This window comes from Microvirga tunisiensis, from assembly GCF_009296175.1.
In the GTDB taxonomy this organism is placed as follows: domain Bacteria; phylum Pseudomonadota; class Alphaproteobacteria; order Rhizobiales; family Beijerinckiaceae; genus Microvirga; species Microvirga tunisiensis.
Genome location: NZ_VOSK01000025.1, coordinates 1 through 21,799, shown reverse-complemented (window position 1 = coordinate 21,799; position 21,799 = coordinate 1). Strand labels below are relative to the sequence as shown.

Below are 21,799 nucleotides of genomic sequence, written 5' to 3'. Positions count from 1 at the left end.
CGAGGCCGGTGATGACAAGGGGGAGGGCCATCAATAGAGCGGCTGCAGCCTCACGTTCGGGATCACGAAAGGTCCCATGGCGAGAAAGCCGTTGTCGAGCCGGAGCGGGGGCAGGGACGCGAGCTGAGGCTTCGCATTGGGCTGAGGCGCATTGGCCCGCGGGTTCTGCCCGAGCAGCATGCCCAGAAGGTTGCCGCTGGCCCGCCCGCCGGTGAGGTTGCCCAGAAGACCGTCGAGGCCTGCGGCCGCGATGGTGAGTTGGCCCGCGGGCCGATGCTGCTCGTCGAGGCGCAGTTCGCCCTTGGTCTCGATCTGGCGGGAGCCCTTGGTGGCCGAGAGCATCAGGATCTCGAGCTTGCCGTTCGCCTTGCGCCAGAGCTCCAGCTCCTCGGCGATGGTGCCGCCCTTGAAGCCGTCGGCCTGGGTCACCGTGACATCCATGTTCAGGTTGGTGGCCTCCGCGCCGCCAACCAGGGCATCGAGGATGGGAATGCGCGCCTCCGTCACCGAGGCCGCCACGTCGCCCGCGAATTCGGCCCGCCTCGAGGGGTTGGGCCGCACATGAAGCTCCAGGTGCTTGCCCGATCCGGCGATCTCGCCGCCGCCAAGGCCCGTGATCGTCACCTTGGGGGCATTGGCGGCCAGCGACAGGCGCTGCAGCCCGCTCTGCGAGACATGGATGCTGGTCTGCAGGAGATCCCAGGTCCCATCGACCGTCACGGTCCCGTCCGTCACGTGCAAGGGGCCGGCCACCTCCGTGATGATGCGACGGGGCTGATAGACTTGAGCGACCGCCTCGGTGCGCCCGAAGGAGGCGGACACGGCCCCTCGCTTCACGTCGAGGGTCGTGCAGATCACCTCGATACGGAACGGATAGCCGACGATGGTGCGGTCGCCGCAGGTCCATTGCCGTCCGCTTCTCGCCTCCGCGGCGATCCAGCCGTCGAGCGCTTCGGCCGTGCGGCCGCGGATCACGAACCAGGCGATGCTCCAGGCGATGGCGAGCAGCAGCAGCAGAACGAATGGCGTGTAGAGCCAGAAACGGCTGCGGCGAACATTCCCCGTCGGGGCGGCCTGATCCATGCGCGATCTCCTGTTGTGCTGGCGCCTGGTTACTGCTTAGCGCCTCGTGCGGAAAAGGGGGACCCCACTTTTCCGCGAGAACGATGCGCTCCTCGAACAAAGCATCGAATCGCTCCCAAAAGTGGTTCCTCCTTACGGGTTCGATGCTATAGGCCCGAAGCAGGCAAGGTTCGGGCGGGGGCGGCATGAAGGACCTCACGGAGGATTTATGGGTTTTCGGCTACGGCTCGCTCATGTGGCGGCCGGGCTTTCCCTTTGTCGAACGGGTCCACGCCCATCTCTACGGGTACCACCGGTCTTTGTGTGTCTTCTCTCACGTTCATCGCGGAACGCCGGAGCATCCGGGTCTGGTCATGGGTCTCGACCGGGGTGGACGCTGCCACGGAGTGGCCTTCCGAGTCGCGCCCGAGGAAGCCGAGGCCACGATCCAGTATTTGCGCGAGCGCGAGCAGATCACATCGGTTTATCTGGAAAGGCACCTGCCCGTGCGGCTGGCCGATGCGCGCCGGGTTCGCGCGCTCGCCTATGTGGTCGACCGCAACCATGGGCAATATGCGGGCAGGCTTTCCTATGAGGAGGTCTTGAGGCTCGTGCGCCAGGGCCAGGGCGTATCGGGCCGCAATCCCGATTACGTGCGCTCGACCTACGAGCATCTCATCGGCATGCACGTGGTCGATCCCCTGCTGCACAGGATCGTCGACGCACTCGATCAGGAATCCTGAGTCTCGTTCTCGCGCAGGTCCTCGAAGATCGCGCGGCGGTCGTCTTCCGTTGCGGCGAGTCGGTGGATGTGGAGTTCGGTTGCGCCCAGGCCCTGAACCTTGGCGAGCCAGCGCATCCGGGTCTGCTCGCTCGGATCCGATGCCGCCATGGCGGCATCGACGACGATGCCGTTGCCGGTCCGGTCCCGCTTCACGGCAAGGATGACGGCGTCGGTGACCTCGAGAAGCTCCGCCTCGTTCAGCGGATGCACGCCGACGATGTAGCGGCGTCCCGAGCGGCCGCGCCAGGAACTCAAGGTGGAAGAGGAGCGAAGCCCAGCGGTCGCCCGTAGCCTTTCCTCGCGCACGCCAGCCCTCCGCATTCGGTCGTTGCGGAGATCCCGCATGGCCGCATTCCAGGATATGGTTCGTTTGTTCGCCATATGTTCTTATATGTAGGAACAGCCGGGTGAGTCGTCAAGGCAGTTGAAAGCTTGGCTGTGCTTGGGTTTGCGGATTTTTTGACGTCTTTGTCCTCCCCGGCGGCCGCAGGCCGGGAAGGGAATCCACGGATACGCGCTGCGCTAGGGATTCCCGTCCCCTCGGTTGACGCTTGGGCCGGGAACGACACTGCCTCTGCTCTTAAGAGACCTTGGACAGCGAAGCCTCTGACGATGACGCAGGGGCGAGGCCGAGCTCCTTCCGGCCCTCGTCCAGCAGCCGATTGGAGGCGACCTCGATCCGCTCCTGCACCAGCTTGAAGAACTCTTCGCGCGGCAGTCCTGGAGCGATGGAATCCTGAACCTCGATCCTCACCGTGCCGGGGCGGCGGATGAACCGGCGGCGCGGCCAGTAGAGGCCCGAATTCATGGCGACCGGAATGCAGGGAAAGCCGAGATTCTGATAGAGATGCGCCACGCCGTACTTGTAGGTCGGGGGCGCGCCCGGCGGACGGCGGGTGCCTTCGGGAAAGATGATGATCTGGCGGCCGTGCTCGGCCTCGTCCTTGGCCCGCGCGGTCATCTGCACCAGCGCCATCGACCCCGCCTTGCGGTTGACCGGCACGCAGCGCGCCTTCGCCAGATACCAGCCGAAGAAGGGGATCCACATCAGCTCCCGCTTGAGGATGTAGGTCGGGTCGTCGAAGATCGTCACTAGGGCGAAGGTCTCCAGGAAGGACTGATGCTTGGCCGCCACCAGCGCTCCGCCCGGCGGGATCTTGTCCCGACCCGTGATCTCGACATGCGTGCCGGCGATGACCCGCAGAAGCCAGAGGGAGGTGCGGCCCCAGAGCTTGACCATGCCGATGAAAACCCGGCGCGGCACCAGGAAGCCCGGGATCAGGATGATCAGCCACAGGATCAGGTTGGCGTAGAAGGCGACGTTGAACAGCAGGGAGCGGACGATCAGCATGGCTTCTTGAAAAACGAAAGGCGGAGCATGACGCTCCGCGGGCGCGGCACCTTAGCGCATCGTGCGGAAAAGTGGACCCGGTTTTCCGCCGGTTTCTCTAGCGCCAGAGCGGCTCGGCGATGACCTGCGCCTTGATGGGAGCCCCGCCGCTGATGATGTTCGCCACCGAGGAGCGTTCGGGGTCGCCCTCGAAGCGGGTCCGGACCCAGACGGCCAGGAACTTCAGGTATTCGGTGAAGATCACCCGGGCCACGGCCGGATTGTGCCACCAATCGTGCGGATCGATGGTGGCCGCGACCGGATAGGGGATCTTCTGGAGGTTCGGCAGGGCGTGGTCGAGCTCCACCAGGGTGCGCGGCATGTGGTAGTTCGAGGTCACCACGATGATGGCGTCGAACCCGTTCGCTTCAGCCCAGCGCCTGGTCTCGATAGCGTTGCCGATGGTGTTGCGGGCCCGATAATCCAGGTCCACGCAGCAATCGAACAGCCGCCGCTGCCCCGGATTGAGATTGGCGATCTGATCCCGGCTCGTCTTCTCGTTGACCCCGGATATCAGGAGCCTCTTGGCATAGCCCTTGGCGAGAAGGTCGATGGCGTCGCCGATCCGCTGCGCGCCTCCCGTCATGGCAACGATGCCGTCCGCCCGGGTCTCGGGAGCCTGTTCGAACCGGTCGAGGTGATAGACGAAGCCGAGGAAGCCGAGGAAACCGACGACGAGGGTCGCGATGCAGCTCCAGAAGCCGAGGGCCAGCAGGCGGCTCAGCAGAGACCGCCGGACAGGGTGCCTAGTCGATTCCGACATCGTCCAGCCCCAGCCTACGGCCTCTGTGGAATCCATGGCGCCCGTCGCACCCCAACTCTGTGTTCGCGAGGTCATCTTGGATGACAATAATGGAGAATGCGGCAACGGAGAGGCAACCCGCTTTTTCCCGGTTAACTATCACCATCAACCATTTTCGTTAAGAAAGCGTCTCACGGTCAGGCGCGAGACGATGCCGGTGATGAGCGCGACGAGCAGCGCGATGAGGATCACCACCGCGTAGCCGGTCCAGCTGATGGTGAAGGCGCCGAAAAGCGCCTCGAGCTGGTCGCCCGTGGGGCTTGCCCGCCAGGAGCGGGTCACGAAGCCCAGGATCAGGGTGAGGACCAGGGCCGCGGCCGCCCCGATGGCGCTGCCGCGCAGGCCCAAGCGGAAGAAGCGGCGCTGGAATTCCTTGGCGATGAAATCGTCGTTCGCGCCGACGAAATGGAGCACCTCCACCACCTCCCGGTTGCCGGCCATGGCGCCTCTTGTCGCAAAGATCACCGCAAGGCCGGCGGCCACGAGCACCAGGGCCACCAGAAATACCCCGACGCCGATGATCGTGTTGGCCATGGTCGAGAGCCGGGACACCCAGAGCGCATGATCGTCGAGGGTCGCGCCGGGGACGTCGCGCTGCAGGGATTGCCGCAACGGAGTGAAATCGGGCTTCGCGTCCTCCTTGATCTTGATCACGATCAGGCGGGGAACCGGCAGATCCTTGAAATCGAGGCCGGTGCCGAGCCAGGGCTCGAGCAGGCGCTCGGATTCTTCCCTAGAAAAGGCCTGGGCCTGCTCCACGCCCGGCGCCTGCCGGGCCAGCGCCACGGCGCGTTCCACATCCTGGTCGATGGAGCGCTGGGGATTGGGGCGGATCTGGATGGTGACTTCCCGGGCGATCTCGGAGCGCCATTGGGCGGAGGAGGCCGAGACCAGTTCGGCGCCGCCGGCGCAGAGCGCGGCAAGGAACGTCAGGATGGCGATGACCGCGGCGAGCGCCTGTCCGCCCGCCGAATCCACCGGGACGAGCGGGGCGTTCCGGCTCAAGGACGCAGGCAGGGAGCGCTTCTGCCCGTCGGAAGCGGCAGCCTTCCTCAGGCGGGGTTGGGACGCGGCGCTCATCCGGCTCACTCGTCGATATGCAGCCGGCCGTCGCCGAGCACGAGGCGGCGCACGTCGAGCTGATCCATGAGGCTGAAATCGTGGGTCGCGATGACCACCGAGGTTCCGAGCCGGTTGAGTTCGATGAAGAGGCGCAGCAGACGGCGGGCGAGCGACGGGTCCACGTTGCCGGTGGGTTCGTCCGCGAGCAGCAGGTCGGGGCGCACGATCAGCGCACGGGCGATGGCGGCGCGCTGCTTCTCGCCGCCGGAGAGCACGGGCGGCAGCATGTGCATGCGGTCGCCAAGGCCCACCCAGCGCAGAAGCTCGACCACCTCGGACCGGTAGCTCGACTCGTCCTTCCCCTGTGCCCTGAGAGGCAGGGCCACGTTCTCGTAGGTGGTGAGATGGTCGAGGAGGCGGAAATCCTGGAAGACCACGCCCATGCGGCGGCGGACCCCGGTCAGCTCGTCCTTGGAGATCCGCGACACGCCTTCGCCGAACAGGGAGATCAGGCCGCGGGTCGGCTTCACCGAGAGCAGGATGAGACGCAGGAGCGTCGTCTTGCCGGCGCCGGACGGGCCGGTGAGGAACTGGAAGGAATTGGGCTCGATGGAAAAGGTCAGGTCGCGCAGGACCTCGGGCCCCATGCCGTAACGCACGCCCACATTCTCGAAGTGCACGGACGGAGCCGCGCCCTCATCGTAGTCCTCGTCGTAAAGCGCCTTCACGCGTGCTCAAGCCATCCTTGGAGGTGTCGGTTCTTGTGGCGGATGAAGACCGCGATTCGCTTTCTTATCGCCCCTGCATAGTTAGCAAGCCATAAACTTGCCGGGTGGCGACGGGAAGCGAGCGTTTCGCGGGACATTGCCGCAGGAGCGGCGTGCCGTGTCATCCCCGGCGAGCCGCCGGCGAGGGAAGGGGATCCATAGCGCTGAGCGTGAATGGATTCCCTTCCCCTCCGCTGTGCTCCGGCCGGGAACGACACCCGAGTGCTTCTATTCGCCCGAAAAGACATCAAGTCCGTTTGACATCCTTAGCCAAGCATGGTCGTGAAGAGAGAAGCCTCGAAGGCCTTTCATAAACTTTCTGGATGATGACGATGACCGCTGCCCCCCGCATCCGGGTTCTGTTCGACGAAGACACGATTGCCAAGCGCAACGAGGCGCTGGCCCAGGAGATCGCGGCTGCCAAGCCGGAGAACCTGCTCGTCGTCGCGGTGCTCAAGGGCAGCTTCATGTTCGCCGCGGACCTGATCCGCGCCCTGCACCGCAGCGGGTTGGCGCCGCAGGTCGAGTTCGTGCACCTGTCGAGCTATCTCGACGGCACGATCTCCACCGGCAACGTCACGATCCTGCGCGACGTGGAAAGCGACGTGCGCGGACGCGACGTGCTGCTCGTGGACGACATTCTGGAATCCGGCCGCACGGTCACCTTCGCCAAGGACCTCCTCATGGCGCGCGGAGCCAAGAGCGTGAAGACTGCCGTGCTGCTGGAAAAGCCCGGCAAGCGCGCCGTGCAGATCCATCCGGATTACGTGGGCTTCACCTGCCCCGACGTCTTCGTCGTCGGCTATGGCATGGACGTGGCCCATTCCTATCGCCAGCTTCCCTTCGTCGGCGTGGTCGACCATCTCGACAACAGCCCGGACCTGTTCGACAAGCCGGAATAGGGCGCATTTCCCAAAGCACGCCTCCCATTTTGAGAGCTTGGTCCATCACTCTCTGACCTCATCCTGAGGAGGTCGCGACGCGACCGCCTCGAAGGAGGATCCAGTGTGCACTGGAGACGCCCTCTCCTCCGAGACGCAGACTTCGTCTGCTCCTCAGGATGAGGGCTAGGGAAGAGCCGAACGATAAGCCGGACTCTCAGGGTGAGGCTAACCGTTGAGCTGCCAGATCGTCCCGTTGAGCACGGTCGCATAGGCCACCCAGGCGAGATAGGGCACGAGCAGGAGGCCGGCGGCGCGGTCGAGCCTCCAGAAGGCGCGGATCGTAGCAATGATCGCCACGATCAGGGCTGCGATGACGACGAGGCCCGCGAGCGGGCTCTTGCCGCCGAAGAAGGCGAAGGACCAGAGCCCGTTCAGCGCGAGCTGCACGAAGAACGCCACGATGGCCGTCGAGCGTCCGGGCCGGTTCTCCGGCAGGCTCAGGATGCGCCATAGTGCATAGGCCATCATGGCGTAGAGCAGCGTCCAGGCGAACGGGAACGCCCAGTTCGGCGGGGTGAAGCCGGGCTTCTGAAGGCCCGCATACCAGGTCGGGATGCTCGGCTGCGTGACGAGGCTCGCAGACACGGCCACCGCGACCACGGGCAGCACGGCCACCAGGAACCGCGGCAGCCGCGGCATTGCATGGCTGCCCGGCGCAGTTTCGTCTGTATGCATGCTCGAAATCCCTTTATGAGATGCGCATCGTTATCCCTGTGACGCAACCTGTCACGCTTGCGGAGGTTCCCCCATGTCGTCATCGCGTTCCCCGTGGTCGAAGCGCAGCCTGACCGCTCAGGCCATGGGCCATGTGGATCCGATCACCAAGGCGGTCGTGCCGCCGATCCATGTGGCGACCACCTATATCCGCGACGAGGACAACGCCTATTCGTCCGGCTTCGTCTATGGCCGGCCCGACAACGCCACCATCCGCGAGGCGGAAGAGGTTCTGGCCATGCTGGAGGAGGCAGGCGCCGGCGCGCTGCTGTTCTCGTCCGGCATGGCGGCGGCGACCGCCGTGTTCCAGGCGCTCGATCCCGGCGATCACATCGTGGCCTCGAAGGTCATGTACTGGGCCCTGCGCAGCTGGCTCATGACGGAGGCCGTGCGCTGGGGGCTCAAGGTCGATTTCGTGGAGACCGACAATCTCGATTCCTTAAGGGCCGCCGTGAAGCCCGGTGAAACCAAGCTGGTCTGGGTCGAGACGCCCTCGAACCCGCTCTGGACCATCACCGACATCGCGGCCGCGGCCGAGATCGCCCACGCGGCCGGCGCGCAACTCGCCGTCGATTCCACCACCGCCTCGCCGATCCACACGAGGCCGCTTAACCTCGGCGCCGATATCGTCATGCACGCGGCGACCAAGGTGCTGAACGGCCATTCCGACGTGGTGGCGGGCGCGCTCGCGGGCGCGAAGGCCGATGCGTTCTGGACGCGGATCGCCTCCATCCGCAAGATGCAGGGCGCGATCCTCGGCCCCTTCGAGGCCTATCTCCTCATGCGCGGCATGCGCACGCTCCACGTCAGGACTGCGGCTCAGGCGAAAAGCGCGCTCGATCTCGCGCAGCGCTTCTCCGCTCACCCGAAAGTGGCCCGCGTGCTCTATCCCGGCCTGCCGCAGCATCCGGGCCATGACATCGCCGCCCGGCAGATGGAGAACGGCTTCGGCTACATGCTCTCGATCCAGGTCTCGGACGGCGAGGCCGCGGCGATCCGCACCGCCGCGCGGGTCGGCCTGTGGAAGCGGGCGACCTCCCTCGGCGGCGTCGAGAGCCTGATCGAGCACCGGGCCTCCATCGAGGGTCCGGGCACCCCGTGCCCGCCGGACCTCCTGCGCCTCTCCACCGGCATCGAGGACGTGGAGGACCTTTATCGGGATCTCGATACGGCGCTGCGGGGCTGACGCCCTCCTTGTCATGCCCATCCTTCTCCAATCCTACGTCCTCATCCTGAGGAGGTCGCGAAGCGACCGTCTCGAAGGAGGATCCAGTGCTCTCCGGACCCTCCTTCGAGACGCAAACTTTGTTTGCTCCTCAGGATGAGGTGAGAGGGTGTTGAGAGCGGGATCACCGGCACAAGGCCGGTGATGACGGCTGAGTTAGAGGGCGGTGGATTGTGGGCGCGGTTAGCCAGCTATCTTGATCCTGTCACAAAACCTGTGCTTCTCTCGGCTACAGGCGAGCGCTGTTTCGCAAAAAGACAAGCCAAGGGAAGACCATGACACAATCCATCACCCGCCGCCGCGTCCTGCAGACCGGCGTGTCCGCTGCCGCCATTGCCGGAATGCCCCGGTTCGCCTGGGCGGCCGGTCCGGTCGTGAAGCTCCGCATCCTGGAGACCACCGACCTTCACGTGAACATCTTCCCGTACGACTATTATCGCGATGCCGCCGACGACACGGTGGGGCTGGCGCGCACCGCGACTCTCGTGAAGGGGGCCCGGGCCGAGGCCAAGAACAGCCTGCTCTTCGACAACGGCGACCTGATCCAGGGCTCGCCGCTCGGCGATTTCGTCGCCTACCGCCAGGGTATGAAGAAGGGCGACGTGCATCCCATGGTCGCCGCCATGAACGAGCTCAACTACGATTGCGGCACGCTCGGCAATCACGAGTTCAACTACGGACTCGAGTTCCTGCAGAACTCGCTCGGCGCTGCGAAATTTCCGCTGGTCTGCGCCAACGTCATCAAGGCGAACGGCGAGACGCTGCTCAAGCCCTGGCTCGTTCTCGACCGGGAGTTCGTTGATGAGAGCGGCGCGAAGCAGACGATCAAGGTCGGCGTGATCGGTTTCGTGCCGCCGCAGATCGTGCAGTGGGACAAGGCGCATCTCGACGGCAAAGCCACCACCATCGACATCGTCGATGCCGCGAACAAGCACGTGCCCGACCTGAAGAAGGCCGGCGCCGACATCGTCGTGGCGCTCTGCCATTCCGGCATCGCCGGCAGCGAGCGCAAGGGCGGCGAGGAGAACGCGGCGCTGCATCTCGCGAAGGTCGAGGGCATCGACGTGATCCTCACCGGCCACCAGCATTTCACGTTCCCGGGCGGCAAGGAATTCAACAACATTCCGGGCGTCGACGTAAAGGCCGGCACCCTGCACGGCAAGCCCGCCGTCATGGCCGGCTTCTGGGGCAGCCATCTCGGCCTCATCGATCTCGAACTGACCAAGGACGGCAATGCCTGGAAGGTCGCGAACTTCCGCACCGAGGCGCGTCCGATCTACGACCGCGTCGACCGCAAGGTCGTGGCGAAGGTCGATTCCGACACGGCCGTGATGGCGGCAGCGCAGGCCGGTCATGACGCGACGCTGAAATACGTGCGCGAGCCCGTCGGCACGACGGCGGTGCCGATCCACTCCTATTACTCGCTCGTGGCGGACGACGCCTCCGTGAAGCTGGTGGCCGAAGCGCAGGCCTGGTACGTGGCGGATCAGCTCAAGGCCTCGCCCTTCAAGGACCTGCCGATCCTCTCGGCGGCGGCGCCCTTCAAGGCCGGCGGACGCGGCGGTCCGAACTACTTCACCGAGATCAAGCCCGGCCCGCTCGCCATCAAGGACATGGCAGACATCTACATCTATCCGAACACGATCCGCGTGGTGAAGATCACCGGCGCGCAGGTGCGCGAGTGGCTCGAGCGCTCGGCCGGCATCTACAACCAGATCGATGTGGCCAAGGGCGGCGAGCAGGAGCTCATCAACCAGAAATTCCCGGCCTACAACTTCGATGTGATCGCCGGCGTGCAGTACAAGATCGATCCCAGCCAGGCCTCCCGCTACGACGACAACGGCAAGGTCGTGAATGCCGATGCCCATCGCATCAAGGACCTGACCTATAACGGCAAGCCCGTGACGGACGATCAGCCCTTCATCGTCGTGACCAACAACTATCGCGCGGGCGGCGGCGGCAATTTCCCCGGCGCGGACGGCAGCACCATCGTGTTCGAGGCGCCCGACCTGACCCGCGATGCGATCATGCGCTACATCGTCGAGAAGAAGGAAGTGGCGCCGAAGGCGGACGGGTCCTGGTCGCTCGTCGCGCCTGCCGGCGTCACCATGACCTTCACCACCGGCCCGAACGCCGCTCATTATCAGCCGGCCGGCATCAAGATCGAGAAGATGGGCGATGCTCCGGAAGGCTTCGTGAAGTACCGCATCGTGAGCTGATCGCTTCTCTCATCGACACGCGGGGCGGCCGGGTTCATGCCCGGCCGCTTTGCTTTGGCGGCTCAGCCGATATGAAGGCCATCACATTTAAATGATCGCACGATGCGTCCTTTCGGCTCATGCCGGGAAGGAAGCATCCGCTCGTGCCATGCGACTGTTCCTGAAGGCAAAATCGCCTGCCTGTTTTTCGATGATGCCTTGGCTCATGAATCGCCACCTCTGACGGTTGAAGCGAGGGTAACTCCGCGTTAACCAGCGACAGTTCGAATGACGGCATTGCTGCTTCTTTGATTACGAACTCATTCTGGTTTTCTCGATGATTTTTCTTTTTCGCAGATGGGTGAGCCTTCTGCTCGCATTCATGGCGATGCCCGCTGCAGCCGTCGCCGACGAGGTGGAGATCTGGAGCGAAAGCATCACCTCCGCGTGGCTGGACAACCATGTGGCTGCACGGCGTTCCATCCGTCCGCGTCCGCCGGCGCGCTTGAGTCGAACCCAGGTCTGGGCGAGCAACATCGCTCGCTCCGATATGCAGGCCTTCATGCCGACGGATTTCGATCGCGCGGTCGGGGCCAAGATGCAGCCTTTTCAGGATTACAATTTCCTGGTCGGGACCGAACTGATCCATGGCGGCGAGTCGCGCTTTCTGTCGTCGAAAGCGAGCTGGGAGGCCTTCCTGAAGCGGGATTGGGAGCGCCTCGGAATGACGCTCGGTCTATCGACGGCAGGCTTCGTCGACAGCGTGGCGAACGGCTATTCGCAATCCGTCATCGGCACCATGGATATTCCGCTCGACTTGTCCCTTCACACGTGGAGCACGGGGCTGCGTCTGTCCCCCAGCATGAACCTGGACGGCCTGAAGGGGGACATCAGCACCGGCCTTTTGTCGGAGATCGTTGGCCAGACCCAGCTGACCTCTCCCGCTGACCGCTTTCGGTCCGAACTCAATGTCAGATTGGGCTATGGTCTCGCGCCCAATGCCCGGCCCGTCGCTTCCGCGAGACTCGAACTGAGAATCGCGCCGAATCTCTGAAGCGGAGCCGACGCAGCGGCACGGCGGTCACATCGCTCCCAATGGGCTTGCGACCCTGCCGGGCACCTGCCCGTTGATGATGGTGCTCGTGGCCGGAGAGAAACGTAGGACAGCTGACTGTCGATGGACCTGGGCCGTGCGATCTGTCCGATGCAGCCCATGCCGATGCGCCAAAGGACCGCGACGGGTTCATGCACTCAAGCTGCCGGCGGACGTCGGAGAATGCTTGGATTCCGGTCCGGATTCATGTGAGCGATGATAAGGTCGGCAAACTCGTCCGCCAGATCGGAGACGCCCGCATGCGATCGGACGGCTCGGCGATCATCGAAGCGCCGATGTTCTCCGTCCGTCTCATCTCCCTCGCCAATCTCCCTCGCCAAGCGCTTCGGGACGATAGCCATCATTCCGATAGGTTACCTCTCAAAAGCCGTATTGTCGGTCTAGGTCCACGGCATCGGCAGCCCATGACTTCGGCTGCTGCTCTTTCAGGCGCGATTCTGCCCTCGAAGCACTTTTAATTTCGAGGTGACCCATGAACAGACAAGCGTATGCGATAGCCGGTTATCAGGCTCTTGTGATCAATCGATCGACAGGCGACTTTGCGACCCATCATCTGAACAGCGAAGACCATGAGCTTGCCAATGAATGGGCCCGTTGTCTGGCGCAGTCGTGCAGGGTGGAACTGTGGCATAATGCCCAGCTTGTCGGATCATTCCCGCCCTTGTCGAACCGGGCGGCAAAGCAGTTCAGCTAGTGCCCTCGCCATTTGGTCCTGCGCGCACTTACAAATGACCCGGTGGGGCTGTATGCTCGTTCGATCGGCGGTTCCCCAGTCGGCCGCTGCCCTTTTGGGCGCATGAGGCGTCTCGAAGCTTCCTGGGCTTTGGAGAATGACGCATGCCAGTCGATTTGCCCCCGAACAAGAAACCTGCTCTGTCCGCCGAAGCGACCTTCAACATGCTGCTGGACCGGTCCTTGAACTGGCTTGCGGTCGTCGTTGTGATCGGCTTGCTTCTGTGGGTTTACAAGCTGGGTCTTGTGTAGGGTATCGAACTCATCGGTGAAGTCTGCCGGTCTGCCCGTTATGTCGGCGCAGAAAGCCAATTGCCTAAGGCAACGGAATCAGATCGCTCATGCTTTCCGGTTTCGGCTCCTCGCCGAGGCGCTTGCGCTTGGCGAGGAGGATGGTGCCGTTGAGTTCCCCGCCGAAGAGGAAGATGGCGCCGAGCGTGTAGAGAAAGATCAGGGCCACCATGGCGGTGGCGAGGCCCCCATAGGTCGAGGCATAGGCGCCGGGATAGAATTCGAGATACCAGCTGAAGGCGAAGCCGCCGAGAAGCCACAGAGCCAGCGTCACGCCCACCCCCGGCAGCACCGTGCGGAAGCGGCGGCGTCCCGCGGGCACGAGCTTGTGGGCGAGGAGCAGCCCGGCCACGATCACGATCGTCGCCACGCCGATCCGCAGGAAGGCGATCAGCCCATCGAAGGGTTTCAGCGCCGGCACCCAGGAGAGTACACCGCGCCAGATGAATGGGCCGAGCACGACGAGAAAGGCCAGGGCGAGAAGCATGAAGGCGCCGGCGATCACGAAGGCGATGGATTCGAGCCGCGTCAGCCACCAGGCACGGGTTTCGCGCACGCCATAGGCGCGGTTGAGGCCGACCCGGAGGCTCTCCACCCCGCTCGAGGCGAAATAGAGCGCGAGCACGAGGCCTAGGGTGAGCACGTCGCTGCGCCGGCCGGTGAGGATGCTGTGCACCTCTCCCGCAATCGGTCCCGCAATTTCCTGCGGCCAGGCCTCCAGAATGATGTCCGCCACCTCGTCCGCGAGCGAGCCCGTCCCGAACAGGCTCGCCAGAGCCGTGACCAGGATCAGAAACGGAAACAGCGACGTCAGCACCGACAGGGCGATGTGGCTCGCAATGGCCCAGGCATCGTGCAGCACGAAGCGGGTGGAGGCGATGGCCACGAGTTCCAGCGAGAGGCGAAGGCGATTCAAAAGAAGGGTCTCCAGGCTGCTGGAGATGGTGCGCCGAGAGCCGAGGGCAAGGAACCGGCGCCTGTCTCCTGCTCCATCCTATCGACGTTTGGACTAAGGCTTCGTAATCGACAAAGGCCGAGGTTAAGGCCTACAAGCCAGTGACCCATTTCCGCCTCCATCCTGCTCCCGATGCCATGAACCCGACCCTCTTCGCTCGCCTTGCGCCGCCCCTCTTCGTGCTCATCTGGGCGACGGGGTTCATCGTAGCCCGGTTCGTGGCGCCCTATGCCGAGCCGCTGACCTTTCTGCTCGTCCGCTACGTGCTGGCAACGCTCGTCCTCGTTGCGATCGTCACCGTGGCCCGGGTGTCCTGGCCGCGCAACTGGCACGATTGGCGCAACAGCCTGATCGCCGGAATCCTCCTGCACGGGCTCTATCTGGGCGGCGTGTTCTGGTCGGTGAAGCATGGGCTGCCTGCCGGGATCTCCGCCCTGGTGGCCGGGCTTCAGCCGCTTGCGACCGGACTTCTGGCCGGGCCTCTCCTGGGGGAGCGGGTCTCGCGTGGGCGCTGGATCGGAATCGGGATCGGCTTCTTAGGAGCCGCGCTCGTCGTGGCGCCGAAGCTTGGGGCCGGCGGCGTGCCGGCTCTGGCGCTCGGCATTTGCCTGCTCGGGATGCTCTCCATCACCTTCGGGACGATTTGGCAGAAGCGGACCGGCAGCGCCCTCGATCTGCGCGTCAATGCGGCCATCCAGTATATCGGCGCGGCCGCCGTGACCCTGCCCCTCGTGCTCCTGACGGAGGAAGGGCACATGGACCTGACCCTGCCGCTTCTCGGTGCCATGGCCTGGGCCGTGCTGGGGCTGTCCATCGGCGCCATCGGCCTGCTGCTCTTTCTCATTCGCCAGGGCGCGGTCGTGGGCGTGGCGACGCTGCTTTATCTGGTGCCGCCGGTCGCGGCGCTGATGGCCTTCGCGCTGTTCGGCGAGACCTTGAGCCCGATCCAGCTCGCCGGCATGGCGCTCGCCGCCTTAGGGGTCGCCGTGGCAAGCCGGAACTGACACGCAAACAGCCCCGGAACTCGGCTCCGGGGCCTCGCCCGACACTGGATTCACTTCGATATTTTTACGGAAACCGGATCGCTCGCCGGGAAGGTTTCCTCGACGCCCTCGTCGAGCAGATCCTCCTGGTGCTTCCGGTTGTTCTCCGATTGCTTCTCGTCCTTGCGGTCGCGCGTATCCTTAGGATCGTCCTTGCCGTGCGGAGTGTCCTGATCGCGGTTCATGTTCGTCATGACCTGTCTCCCGTGTTGGATTGCAAACTCCCGTTGAGACGACAACGCATCAGGCCAAGCTTCGATCCGCTCTCCGAATCCCCAAACGAAAACGGCGCCTTTCGGCGCCGCTTGTGTCGGTTTCGGTCTCGTTAGCGGGGCTGGCCCTGCTGCTGGTTGACGAAATAGTCGAACGGCAGCTCGGCGATGCGGAACCAGGTCAGCTCCTTCTCGCGGAAGGCGTTCCAGGAATCGTACACCTTCTTGAACTTGGCGTTGGAGGCAGCGATCTCGCCGTAGAGCTTGTAGGCCTCCTTGTAGCTCTGCTCCATCACGTCGCGCGGGAAGGGACGCAGCTGCACGCCCTGGCCGACGAGGCGGCGGATCGCATCGGCGTTCTGCGCATCGTATTTGGCCACGCACATGGCATTGGCTTCGGCGCAGGCCGCTTCGAGGATGGCCTTGTAGTTGGAAGGCAATTCGTTCCACTTGTTCATGTTCACGTAGAGCGAGGGCTGCGCGCCGCCTTCCCAGAAGCCCGGGTAGTAGTAGTACTGGGCGACCTTCACGAAGCCGAGCTTCTCGTCGTCGTGCGGACCCGAGAACTCGACCGCATCGAGGGTGCCGCGCTCCAGCGCCGGATAGATGTCGCCGGCGCCCAGCACCTGCGGCACCACGCCGAGTTTCTGCATGATCTGGCCGCCCATGCCGGCGATGCGCATCTTGAGGCCCTGCAGGTCGGCGATGGATTTGATCTCCTTGCGGAACCAGCCGCCCATCTGCGCGCCCGTCTGACCGGCCGGGATCGGGAACACGTTGTAGTCCTTCATGAACTCGCGCATCAGTTCAAGGCCGCCGCCATAGAACATCCAGGCATTGTGCTGGCGCACGTTCATGCCCCACGGCACCGAGGTGTCGAACATGAAGGTCGGATCCTTGCCGATGAAGAAGCTCGACAGGGTGTAGGAGCATTCGACCGTGCCGTTCTGCGTGGCATCGAGGGTCTGGAGGGCGCCGACGATCTCGCCTGCCGCGAAGGGCTGAAGCTGGAACTTGTTGTCGGTCGCTTGAGCCACGCGCTTGGCGATCATCTCGCCCGCGCCGAAGAGTGTATCGAGGCTCTTCGGATAGGCCGAGGCCATGCGCCAGCGGATTTCGGGCTGCACCTGCGCAATGGCCGGGGACGCAACGGCGCCTGCCGCGGCGGCCAAGCCCGCGCCTTTGAGAACTTTTCTTCTATCCATGAGCATTTCCTCGACCGATTTATGTCGTCACTGCCGGTTTGGCTGAACATTCCATAAAGCGGGAGGAGGGCCGCTGTCACTCCGCCTTCCGTAGAGGCAGATATGCGGCGGGGTCGCCGAAGCTATGCAGTGGCGTCATCCCCGGCGGCCGCAGGCCGGGAAGGGGATCCATCCACCCGCTCAGCGCCGATGGATTCCCTTCCCCTCCGCTACGCTCCTACGCTCCGGTCGGGAACGACACGGAGCTGTCACCGCTCCTCGTTGCCGCCCTTGGACAACGGGCGCTGCTGCTGGCCGCTATGGGCACGGGCGGAGCGCTTCGGCGGCTTCTCGTCGCCGGTGGAGGACGTCGAGCGTCCGCCGGTCTGGCTCGCCGTGGGATGGCCGCGCACCAGGGTGCCCTTGGGCACGTCCACCGCATTGCCGGGCGCCGGGACCCGGGCGCGGGAGGTCGCGCCGCCGCTCATGCCGGTCGGACCCGTCGTGCCTTCGGTCTGCGCGGCGTGCGGCGCCGGGCTCTTGGCGGCGGTCGTGTTCACACCCTCGGCGATCTCCTCGTTCGACATCTGGAAGCCGGCGTCGTCGTCTTCCTCCTCCGGCACTTCCTTGAAGGAGTGGATGCCGGCCTTCGAGCCGCTCGTCGGCCGATTGTCGTCCACGTGGTCGATGTCGAGATCCGGGTCGAGCTTCTTCGAAGCACCCATGATGCCGGTGGCTTTCGCGGCCGCGCGCTTGGTGTTGCCGACATCGTTGCGCTGGGTCGGGCCCGCAACGAAATCGTCGCCGGTCTCTTCCTGGGTGACTTCGTTCAGCACCTCGTCGACAGGTGGCTCCGGGGGGCGGCCACGTTTGTCTTGCGCCATGGGTTATTCCTCTTCTTGGGTTTCAAGCAGGTCCTTCGACCTGCGCCTCCGAGCATCGGACCCGAAAGCGGGGTCCACTTTCGGGATCGATCCGATGCTCATCGTTCACTTGCGCATCGTGCCGAAAACCGGATCATCTTTTCGCTGATGCGGCCCTCTGGGTCCGCACGATGCGCAAAGGCAACGTCCTTTCGAGGACGGGTGTTCCGGCCCCGCAGCCGTGAAAAAGCGGGGCCGGCTTTCCTTACTTGCCAAGCTCTTTCTGCATGTCCTGCAGCAGCGCGAGATGTTCCTTGATCTGTCCGCGCGCGAGCTTGGCAAGGTTCCCCATCTCGCGGTTGCCGGAAGCCTGCTGCAGATGGCTCTCCTGGAGCGTCAGCAATTGCTGGTGCCCCTCGATCTGCAGGGCGACATAGTCCTTGTCGAAGGCCGCGCCCGGCTGCGCTTTCGACAGGCGCTCCATGGCCTGGGCGTCCTTCTGCGGCAGTTCGGGCGCCGTCGCGGCGGATTGCTGCGCGCCCTGCGTGGTGGAGGCCGTCGCGTTCGGATCGGCGAAGGAATGCATGATGTCGGTGAGCAGGTTCTGCTCGGCGATCTCGAATTCCGCGAACTGCTTCACGCGCGGATTCTGAGCCTTGCTGTGCGCGAAGTTCGATTGCTGCAGCGACACGGTGCTGAGCGCCAGCATCTGCTGGATGTACTGCCGGTCGGCCTGCGATTGCTGCTGGCCCATGGCGGCCGGCGTGCTGGCTTGGCCCTGGCGCGCGGGCGTCTGCGTATCCTGCGGCGCGCCGCCCTGTTGCGTCCGCTGCTGGCGCTGCTGCGCGTTCTGGCCGAGCGCCGGATCGGTCTGCGTTTCGGCTGGCTGCGGCGTGGTGGACTGGGGAATGGCCTGGTTCTGCTGCTGGGCGAGGGCGGGAAGGCTGATAGCGGCCATGAGGCCGGCAATCACGAGGCGGCGTGACATCAAGTTTCTCCTGCGAACGAGTTGTGAGGGCGAACGTTTGCGGGACAATTTGGTTCGAGACGTCTCTGTCTCCACCTTCAGCTTCGTCGGGTCGAACTTCGGCCAAGCGCGTCCGTTGTGAGACAGAGCGCGAACGACGGAGGCGAGATGCGGGATCGGGCGGCAAGGGTGTTGATGCTGGTGATCGCGGTGCTGCTCGCGCTCGTCGTGCTCCAGCCTTACGTGAACACCTATCTCTTCTCGGCCCGGGAGCCGCGGCCGGTCGCGGCGCGCGGAGACCTTTCCGAATACGAGCGTTCGACGATCCGAGTCTTCGAGACGGTGGCGCCTTCCGTCGTGCAGGTGGTCGGGTTGTCGGGGCGCGGGCCTGCGGGCGGCGAGCCGACCGGCTCGGGCACGGGCTTCCTCTGGGACGCGGCAGGCCATGTGGTGACGAACCACCACGTGGTCGAGAACGGCGCCTCGTTCGTGGTCCGGCTGGCCTCCGGAGAGGTGCTTCCGGCCGAGGTCGTCGGACGCGCACCGAACTACGATCTCGCCGTGCTGCGGGTCCAGCGCCAGGGCGGATTGCCCGCGCCGGTCGCGGTGGGAAGCTCGGCCGATCTCAAGGTGGGCCAGACGGCCTACGCCATCGGCAATCCGTTCGGTCTCGACCAGTCGCTCACCACCGGCATCATCAGCGCCCTCAAGCGCCGCCTGCCCACCAGCGGCGGGCGCGAAGTCGCCGACGTGATCCAGACCGACGCGGCGATCAACCCGGGCAATTCCGGCGGCCCGCTGCTCGATTCCGCCGGGCGGCTCATCGGCGTCAACACGGCGATCTTCTCGCCCTCCGGCACCAACGCGGGCATCGGCTTCGCCATCCCGGTCGACGTGGTCAACCGGGTCGTGCCGGAGCTGATCCGCAGCGGTCGCGTGCCGACGCCAGGCATCGGGATCCTGGCGGGCGACGAGACGCTCGCGGCTCAGCTTGGCGTGAATGGAGTGATCGTGGCAGGCGTCGTGCCGGGCTCGCCGGCGGATCAGGCTGGATTGCGCGGCGTCGATCCGCGCGCGGGCATCATCGGCGACGTCATCATCGGTGTCGAGGATGCTCCCGTGCGGCACCTGTCGGACCTGACGGACAGGCTCGAGCAGACAGGCGTCGGCAACACCATCGCCCTGAAGGTGCTGCGGGACAACCGATCGCGAACGATCGATGTGCGCATCGTCGATGTGGGAGAGCAGGTGTCGCCGAATAACCGCAGGCCCTGAACCCCGTACAACCTTGCCAAGGTCGGTTTTGTTTCCTGACGTCGAAACTTTCTCGGAGTGCCGCCGTTAGCCATCGAACCTTCCCCAACGGAGGAACGAATGACACCTGATAGCACCGAACCCAACATCCTGGTGCAAAGCTCGGCAGTCGATCTGGGCGATATGTTTCCCGACTATGCGAAAACCAACATCCGTCAGGTCGCCGGAAAATATTTCGGCCATCTGAGCTCGGCGTCCGTGCACGTCACGCGCGAGGGCATCACCTATCGCTGCACGGTGAACATGCAGATGGGCGCGCTCAAGATGATGAGCGGCGAGGCCAAGAACAAGGACCTCTATGCCGCCTTCCGCGCCGCGCTGCAGAAGACGGCCAAGCAGCTTCGCCGGACGAAGCGCGAGCTGCGCGAGGACAAGGCCGAGCGCATCGACAAGGACATGCTCCTGCGTGAAGCGACGGCGCCAAGCCGCAGGGAGCGGAACAACGAAGGCGCCCTCCCGGCAGCCAATGACGAGGGCGACTACCGCGTCGCCGCTGAATAATCCGACACTGTCGTTTCTCGTCGTTCCCGGCGGTTCGCAGAACCGGGAAGGGGATCCGTAGCGCTGAGGGCGTGGCGCTTTCCGTCCGCTTCGCGTCCTGTCGGGAATGACACCCTCTCACGTCATCACCGGCCTCGCGCCGGTGATCTCGATGTGAAAGGCGCATTACTTCTCCGTATCGGGATGGCCGGCACAGGGCCGGCCATGACCAGGCGGGTGTCATCCCCGGCGAGCCGTAGGCGAGGGAAGGGGATCTACTCGCATGCTCAGCGCTTGATGGATTTCCTTCCCCTCCGCTGCGCTACGGCCGGAAACGACACGGGAGATACTGTGAAAAACAAAAATGGCCGGGCTTTGTGCCCGGCCATTGTCATGAGTCCTTCCGTGCGTGCGGCTCAGTTCAGCCGCACGCCTTCCGGCGGACGCTCCGTGCCGCTCACCGTGACGTCGCCGATCATCAGGCCCATGGGGCCCGCATGCACCGGCACGGTCTCGCCGTCCCTGATCTCGCCGGCGAGAATCAGTTCCGCCAGCGGATCCTGCACGTGCTTCTGGATCACGCGCTTCAAGGGACGTGCGCCGTAAGCCGGGTCGTAGCCCTTGTCGGCGAGCCAGTTGCGCGCCTCCTCGTCGAGCTGCAGCACGATCTTGCGATCCTCCAGCAGCTTCTGCAGGCGGCGCATCTGGATGTCCACGATGGCGCCCATCTCGCTCCGCTTCAGCCGGTGGAACAGGATGATCTCGTCCACGCGGTTGAGGAACTCGGGCCGGAAATGCGAGCGCACCACGCCCATGACTTCTTCCCGCACCGCATCGGTATCCTGGCCCTCGGGCTGGTTCACCAGATATTCGGCGCCGAGATTCGACGTCATGATGATGAGCGTGTTGCGGAAGTCCACGGTGCGGCCTTGGCCGTCCGTGAGGCGTCCGTCGTCGAGCACCTGCAGCAGGACGTTGAACACGTCCGGATGCGCCTTCTCGATTTCGTCGAACAGGACCACCTGGTACGGCCTGCGGCGGACCGCTTCGGTGAGCGCGCCGCCCTCCTCGTAGCCGACATAGCCCGGAGGCGCGCCGATGAGGCGGGCGACCGAGTGCTTCTCCATGTATTCCGACATGTCGATGCGCACGAGCGCCGTCTCGTCGTCGAACAGGAAGCTTGCCAGCGCCTTCGTCAGCTCGGTCTTGCCGACGCCCGTGGGGCCGAGGAACATGAACGACCCGATGGGCCGGTTCGGGTCCTGCAGGCCGGCGCGGGCGCGGCGCACGGCGGTCGAGACAGCCGAGACGGCCTCGGCCTGGCCGACGACGCGCTTGGCCAGATCCTGCTCCATGTGCAAGAGCTTCTCGCGCTCGCCTTCGAGCATCTTGTCGACGGGCACGCCGGTCCAGCGCGAGACGACGCCCGCCACGTGATCGGGCGTCACCGCCTCTTCCATCAGGCCGCCGCCATCAGCTTTGGCCTCGACGTCGGAGAGCTGCTTCTCGAGTCCCGGAATGACCCCGTAGGAGAGTTCGCCCGCCTTCGCCCAATCGCCGTTGCGCTGCGCCTGGCTGAGCTGGTTGCGCATCTCCTCGAGCTTCTTCTTGAGATCGGCCGCGGTGCCGAGCTTGTCCTTCTCGGCCTTCCAGCGCGCCGTGATGGAAGCCGACTGCTCCTCCAGGTCCGCGAGCT

22 protein-coding genes are annotated in these 21,799 nt (G+C 64.8%); 9 read left to right on the top strand and 13 right to left on the bottom strand.

The annotated features are described in order from the left end of the window. Window positions 1-30 precede the first annotated feature (30 nt). On the bottom strand, window positions 31-1,083 hold the full coding sequence (locus FS320_RS09750; RefSeq protein ID WP_152711236.1) for a DUF2125 domain-containing protein: 1,053 nt from the start codon (window positions 1,081-1,083) through the stop codon (window positions 31-33). A gap of 185 nt (window positions 1,084-1,268) precedes the next feature. Here FS320_RS09750 and FS320_RS09745 point away from each other — a divergent pair, with 185 nt between their 5' ends. Beyond that, window positions 1,269-1,805: a gamma-glutamylcyclotransferase gene (locus FS320_RS09745; RefSeq protein WP_152711235.1), complete on the top strand. Its 537-nt coding sequence runs from the start codon at window positions 1,269-1,271 to the stop codon at window positions 1,803-1,805. Here FS320_RS09745 and FS320_RS09740 read toward each other — a convergent pair. The 5 genes from FS320_RS09740 to FS320_RS09720 form a co-directional block, all read right to left on the bottom strand. After that, window positions 1,793-2,191: a hypothetical protein gene (locus FS320_RS09740; RefSeq protein WP_192926267.1), complete on the bottom strand. Its 399-nt coding sequence runs from the start codon at window positions 2,189-2,191 to the stop codon at window positions 1,793-1,795. The genes FS320_RS09745 and FS320_RS09740 overlap by 13 nt on opposite strands. Before the next feature lie 235 nt (window positions 2,192-2,426). Continuing rightward, window positions 2,427-3,197 carry a lysophospholipid acyltransferase family protein gene (locus tag FS320_RS09735; RefSeq protein ID WP_152711231.1) on the bottom strand — a complete coding sequence of 257 codons (771 nt, stop codon included), beginning with the start codon at window positions 3,195-3,197 and terminating at the stop codon, window positions 2,427-2,429. A 97-nt stretch (window positions 3,198-3,294) separates the two neighbouring features. Beyond that, window positions 3,295-3,999: a YdcF family protein gene (locus tag FS320_RS09730; protein WP_244627056.1), complete on the bottom strand. Its 705-nt coding sequence runs from the start codon at window positions 3,997-3,999 to the stop codon at window positions 3,295-3,297. A gap of 144 nt (window positions 4,000-4,143) precedes the next feature. Continuing rightward, on the bottom strand, window positions 4,144-5,118 hold the full coding sequence (locus FS320_RS09725) for a cell division protein FtsX (RefSeq protein ID WP_152711227.1): 975 nt from the start codon (window positions 5,116-5,118) through the stop codon (window positions 4,144-4,146). A gap of 5 nt (window positions 5,119-5,123) precedes the next feature. Then, the gene (locus tag FS320_RS09720) at window positions 5,124-5,747 is read right to left on the bottom strand and encodes a cell division ATP-binding protein FtsE (protein WP_152711275.1); all 624 of its coding nucleotides are present in this window, start codon (window positions 5,745-5,747) and stop codon (window positions 5,124-5,126) included. A 452-nt stretch (window positions 5,748-6,199) separates the two neighbouring features. Here FS320_RS09720 and hpt point away from each other — a divergent pair, with 452 nt between their 5' ends. Beyond that, the gene (hpt, locus tag FS320_RS09715) at window positions 6,200-6,769 is read left to right on the top strand and encodes a hypoxanthine phosphoribosyltransferase (RefSeq protein ID WP_152711226.1); all 570 of its coding nucleotides are present in this window, start codon (window positions 6,200-6,202) and stop codon (window positions 6,767-6,769) included. Between the two features lie 207 nt (window positions 6,770-6,976). Here hpt and FS320_RS09710 read toward each other — a convergent pair whose 3' ends face one another. Continuing rightward, window positions 6,977-7,486 carry a TspO/MBR family protein gene (locus tag FS320_RS09710; protein WP_152711224.1) on the bottom strand — a complete coding sequence of 170 codons (510 nt, stop codon included), beginning with the start codon at window positions 7,484-7,486 and terminating at the stop codon, window positions 6,977-6,979. Window positions 7,487-7,559: 73 nt separating this feature from the next. Here FS320_RS09710 and FS320_RS09705 point away from each other — a divergent pair, with 73 nt between their 5' ends. From FS320_RS09705 to FS320_RS45115, 4 genes are all read left to right on the top strand, one after another. Next, window positions 7,560-8,711: a trans-sulfuration enzyme family protein gene (locus FS320_RS09705; protein ID WP_152711222.1), complete on the top strand. Its 1,152-nt coding sequence runs from the start codon at window positions 7,560-7,562 to the stop codon at window positions 8,709-8,711. Window positions 8,712-9,025: 314 nt separating this feature from the next. Next, window positions 9,026-10,969: a bifunctional 2',3'-cyclic-nucleotide 2'-phosphodiesterase/3'-nucleotidase gene (locus tag FS320_RS09700; RefSeq protein ID WP_152711221.1), complete on the top strand. Its 1,944-nt coding sequence runs from the start codon at window positions 9,026-9,028 to the stop codon at window positions 10,967-10,969. A gap of 316 nt (window positions 10,970-11,285) precedes the next feature. Further along, window positions 11,286-12,002 carry a hypothetical protein gene (locus tag FS320_RS09695; protein WP_152711219.1) on the top strand — a complete coding sequence of 239 codons (717 nt, stop codon included), beginning with the start codon at window positions 11,286-11,288 and terminating at the stop codon, window positions 12,000-12,002. Window positions 12,003-12,899: 897 nt separating this feature from the next. Continuing rightward, window positions 12,900-13,046, top strand: coding sequence for a hypothetical protein (locus tag FS320_RS45115; RefSeq protein WP_153885296.1), 147 nt, complete (start codon window positions 12,900-12,902; stop codon window positions 13,044-13,046). A 64-nt stretch (window positions 13,047-13,110) separates the two neighbouring features. Here FS320_RS45115 and FS320_RS09690 read toward each other — a convergent pair whose 3' ends face one another. Then, entirely contained in the window at window positions 13,111-14,001 is an 891-nt protein-coding gene (locus tag FS320_RS09690) for a YihY/virulence factor BrkB family protein (protein ID WP_152711217.1), read from the bottom strand. 176 nt (window positions 14,002-14,177) lie between these two features. Between FS320_RS09690 and FS320_RS09685 the strand changes: the two genes are divergently transcribed. Next, window positions 14,178-15,044, top strand: coding sequence for a DMT family transporter (locus tag FS320_RS09685; protein WP_152711273.1), 867 nt, complete (start codon window positions 14,178-14,180; stop codon window positions 15,042-15,044). 50 nt (window positions 15,045-15,094) lie between these two features. Here FS320_RS09685 and FS320_RS09680 read toward each other — a convergent pair whose 3' ends face one another. From FS320_RS09680 to FS320_RS09665, 4 genes are all read right to left on the bottom strand, one after another. Beyond that, on the bottom strand, window positions 15,095-15,277 hold the full coding sequence (locus tag FS320_RS09680; protein WP_152711215.1) for a hypothetical protein: 183 nt from the start codon (window positions 15,275-15,277) through the stop codon (window positions 15,095-15,097). Window positions 15,278-15,408: 131 nt separating this feature from the next. Continuing rightward, a complete protein-coding gene (locus FS320_RS09675; RefSeq protein WP_152711213.1) occupies window positions 15,409-16,500 on the bottom strand; it encodes a TRAP transporter substrate-binding protein in 1,092 nt (363 codons plus the stop codon). A 248-nt stretch (window positions 16,501-16,748) separates the two neighbouring features. Next, window positions 16,749-17,363: a hypothetical protein gene (locus tag FS320_RS09670; RefSeq protein ID WP_152711211.1), complete on the bottom strand. Its 615-nt coding sequence runs from the start codon at window positions 17,361-17,363 to the stop codon at window positions 16,749-16,751. 244 nt (window positions 17,364-17,607) lie between these two features. After that, the gene (locus tag FS320_RS09665; protein WP_152711209.1) at window positions 17,608-18,330 is read right to left on the bottom strand and encodes a DUF4142 domain-containing protein; all 723 of its coding nucleotides are present in this window, start codon (window positions 18,328-18,330) and stop codon (window positions 17,608-17,610) included. A gap of 147 nt (window positions 18,331-18,477) precedes the next feature. On the opposite strand from FS320_RS09665, the gene FS320_RS09660 reads away from it, so the two are divergent. Together FS320_RS09660 and hpf are read left to right on the top strand one after the other, a co-directional pair. Continuing rightward, window positions 18,478-19,584, top strand: a complete 1,107-nt coding sequence (locus FS320_RS09660) for a S1C family serine protease (protein ID WP_152711207.1) — start codon at window positions 18,478-18,480, stop codon at window positions 19,582-19,584. Window positions 19,585-19,683: 99 nt separating this feature from the next. Then, on the top strand, window positions 19,684-20,124 hold the full coding sequence (gene hpf / locus FS320_RS09655) for a ribosome hibernation-promoting factor, HPF/YfiA family (protein WP_152711205.1): 441 nt from the start codon (window positions 19,684-19,686) through the stop codon (window positions 20,122-20,124). Between the two features lie 395 nt (window positions 20,125-20,519). On the opposite strand, the gene FS320_RS09650 is transcribed toward hpf, so the two are convergent. Next, window positions 20,520-21,799 (bottom strand): AAA family ATPase (locus FS320_RS09650; protein ID WP_152711203.1); only part of this gene is annotated, 1,280 nt, incomplete at its 5' end.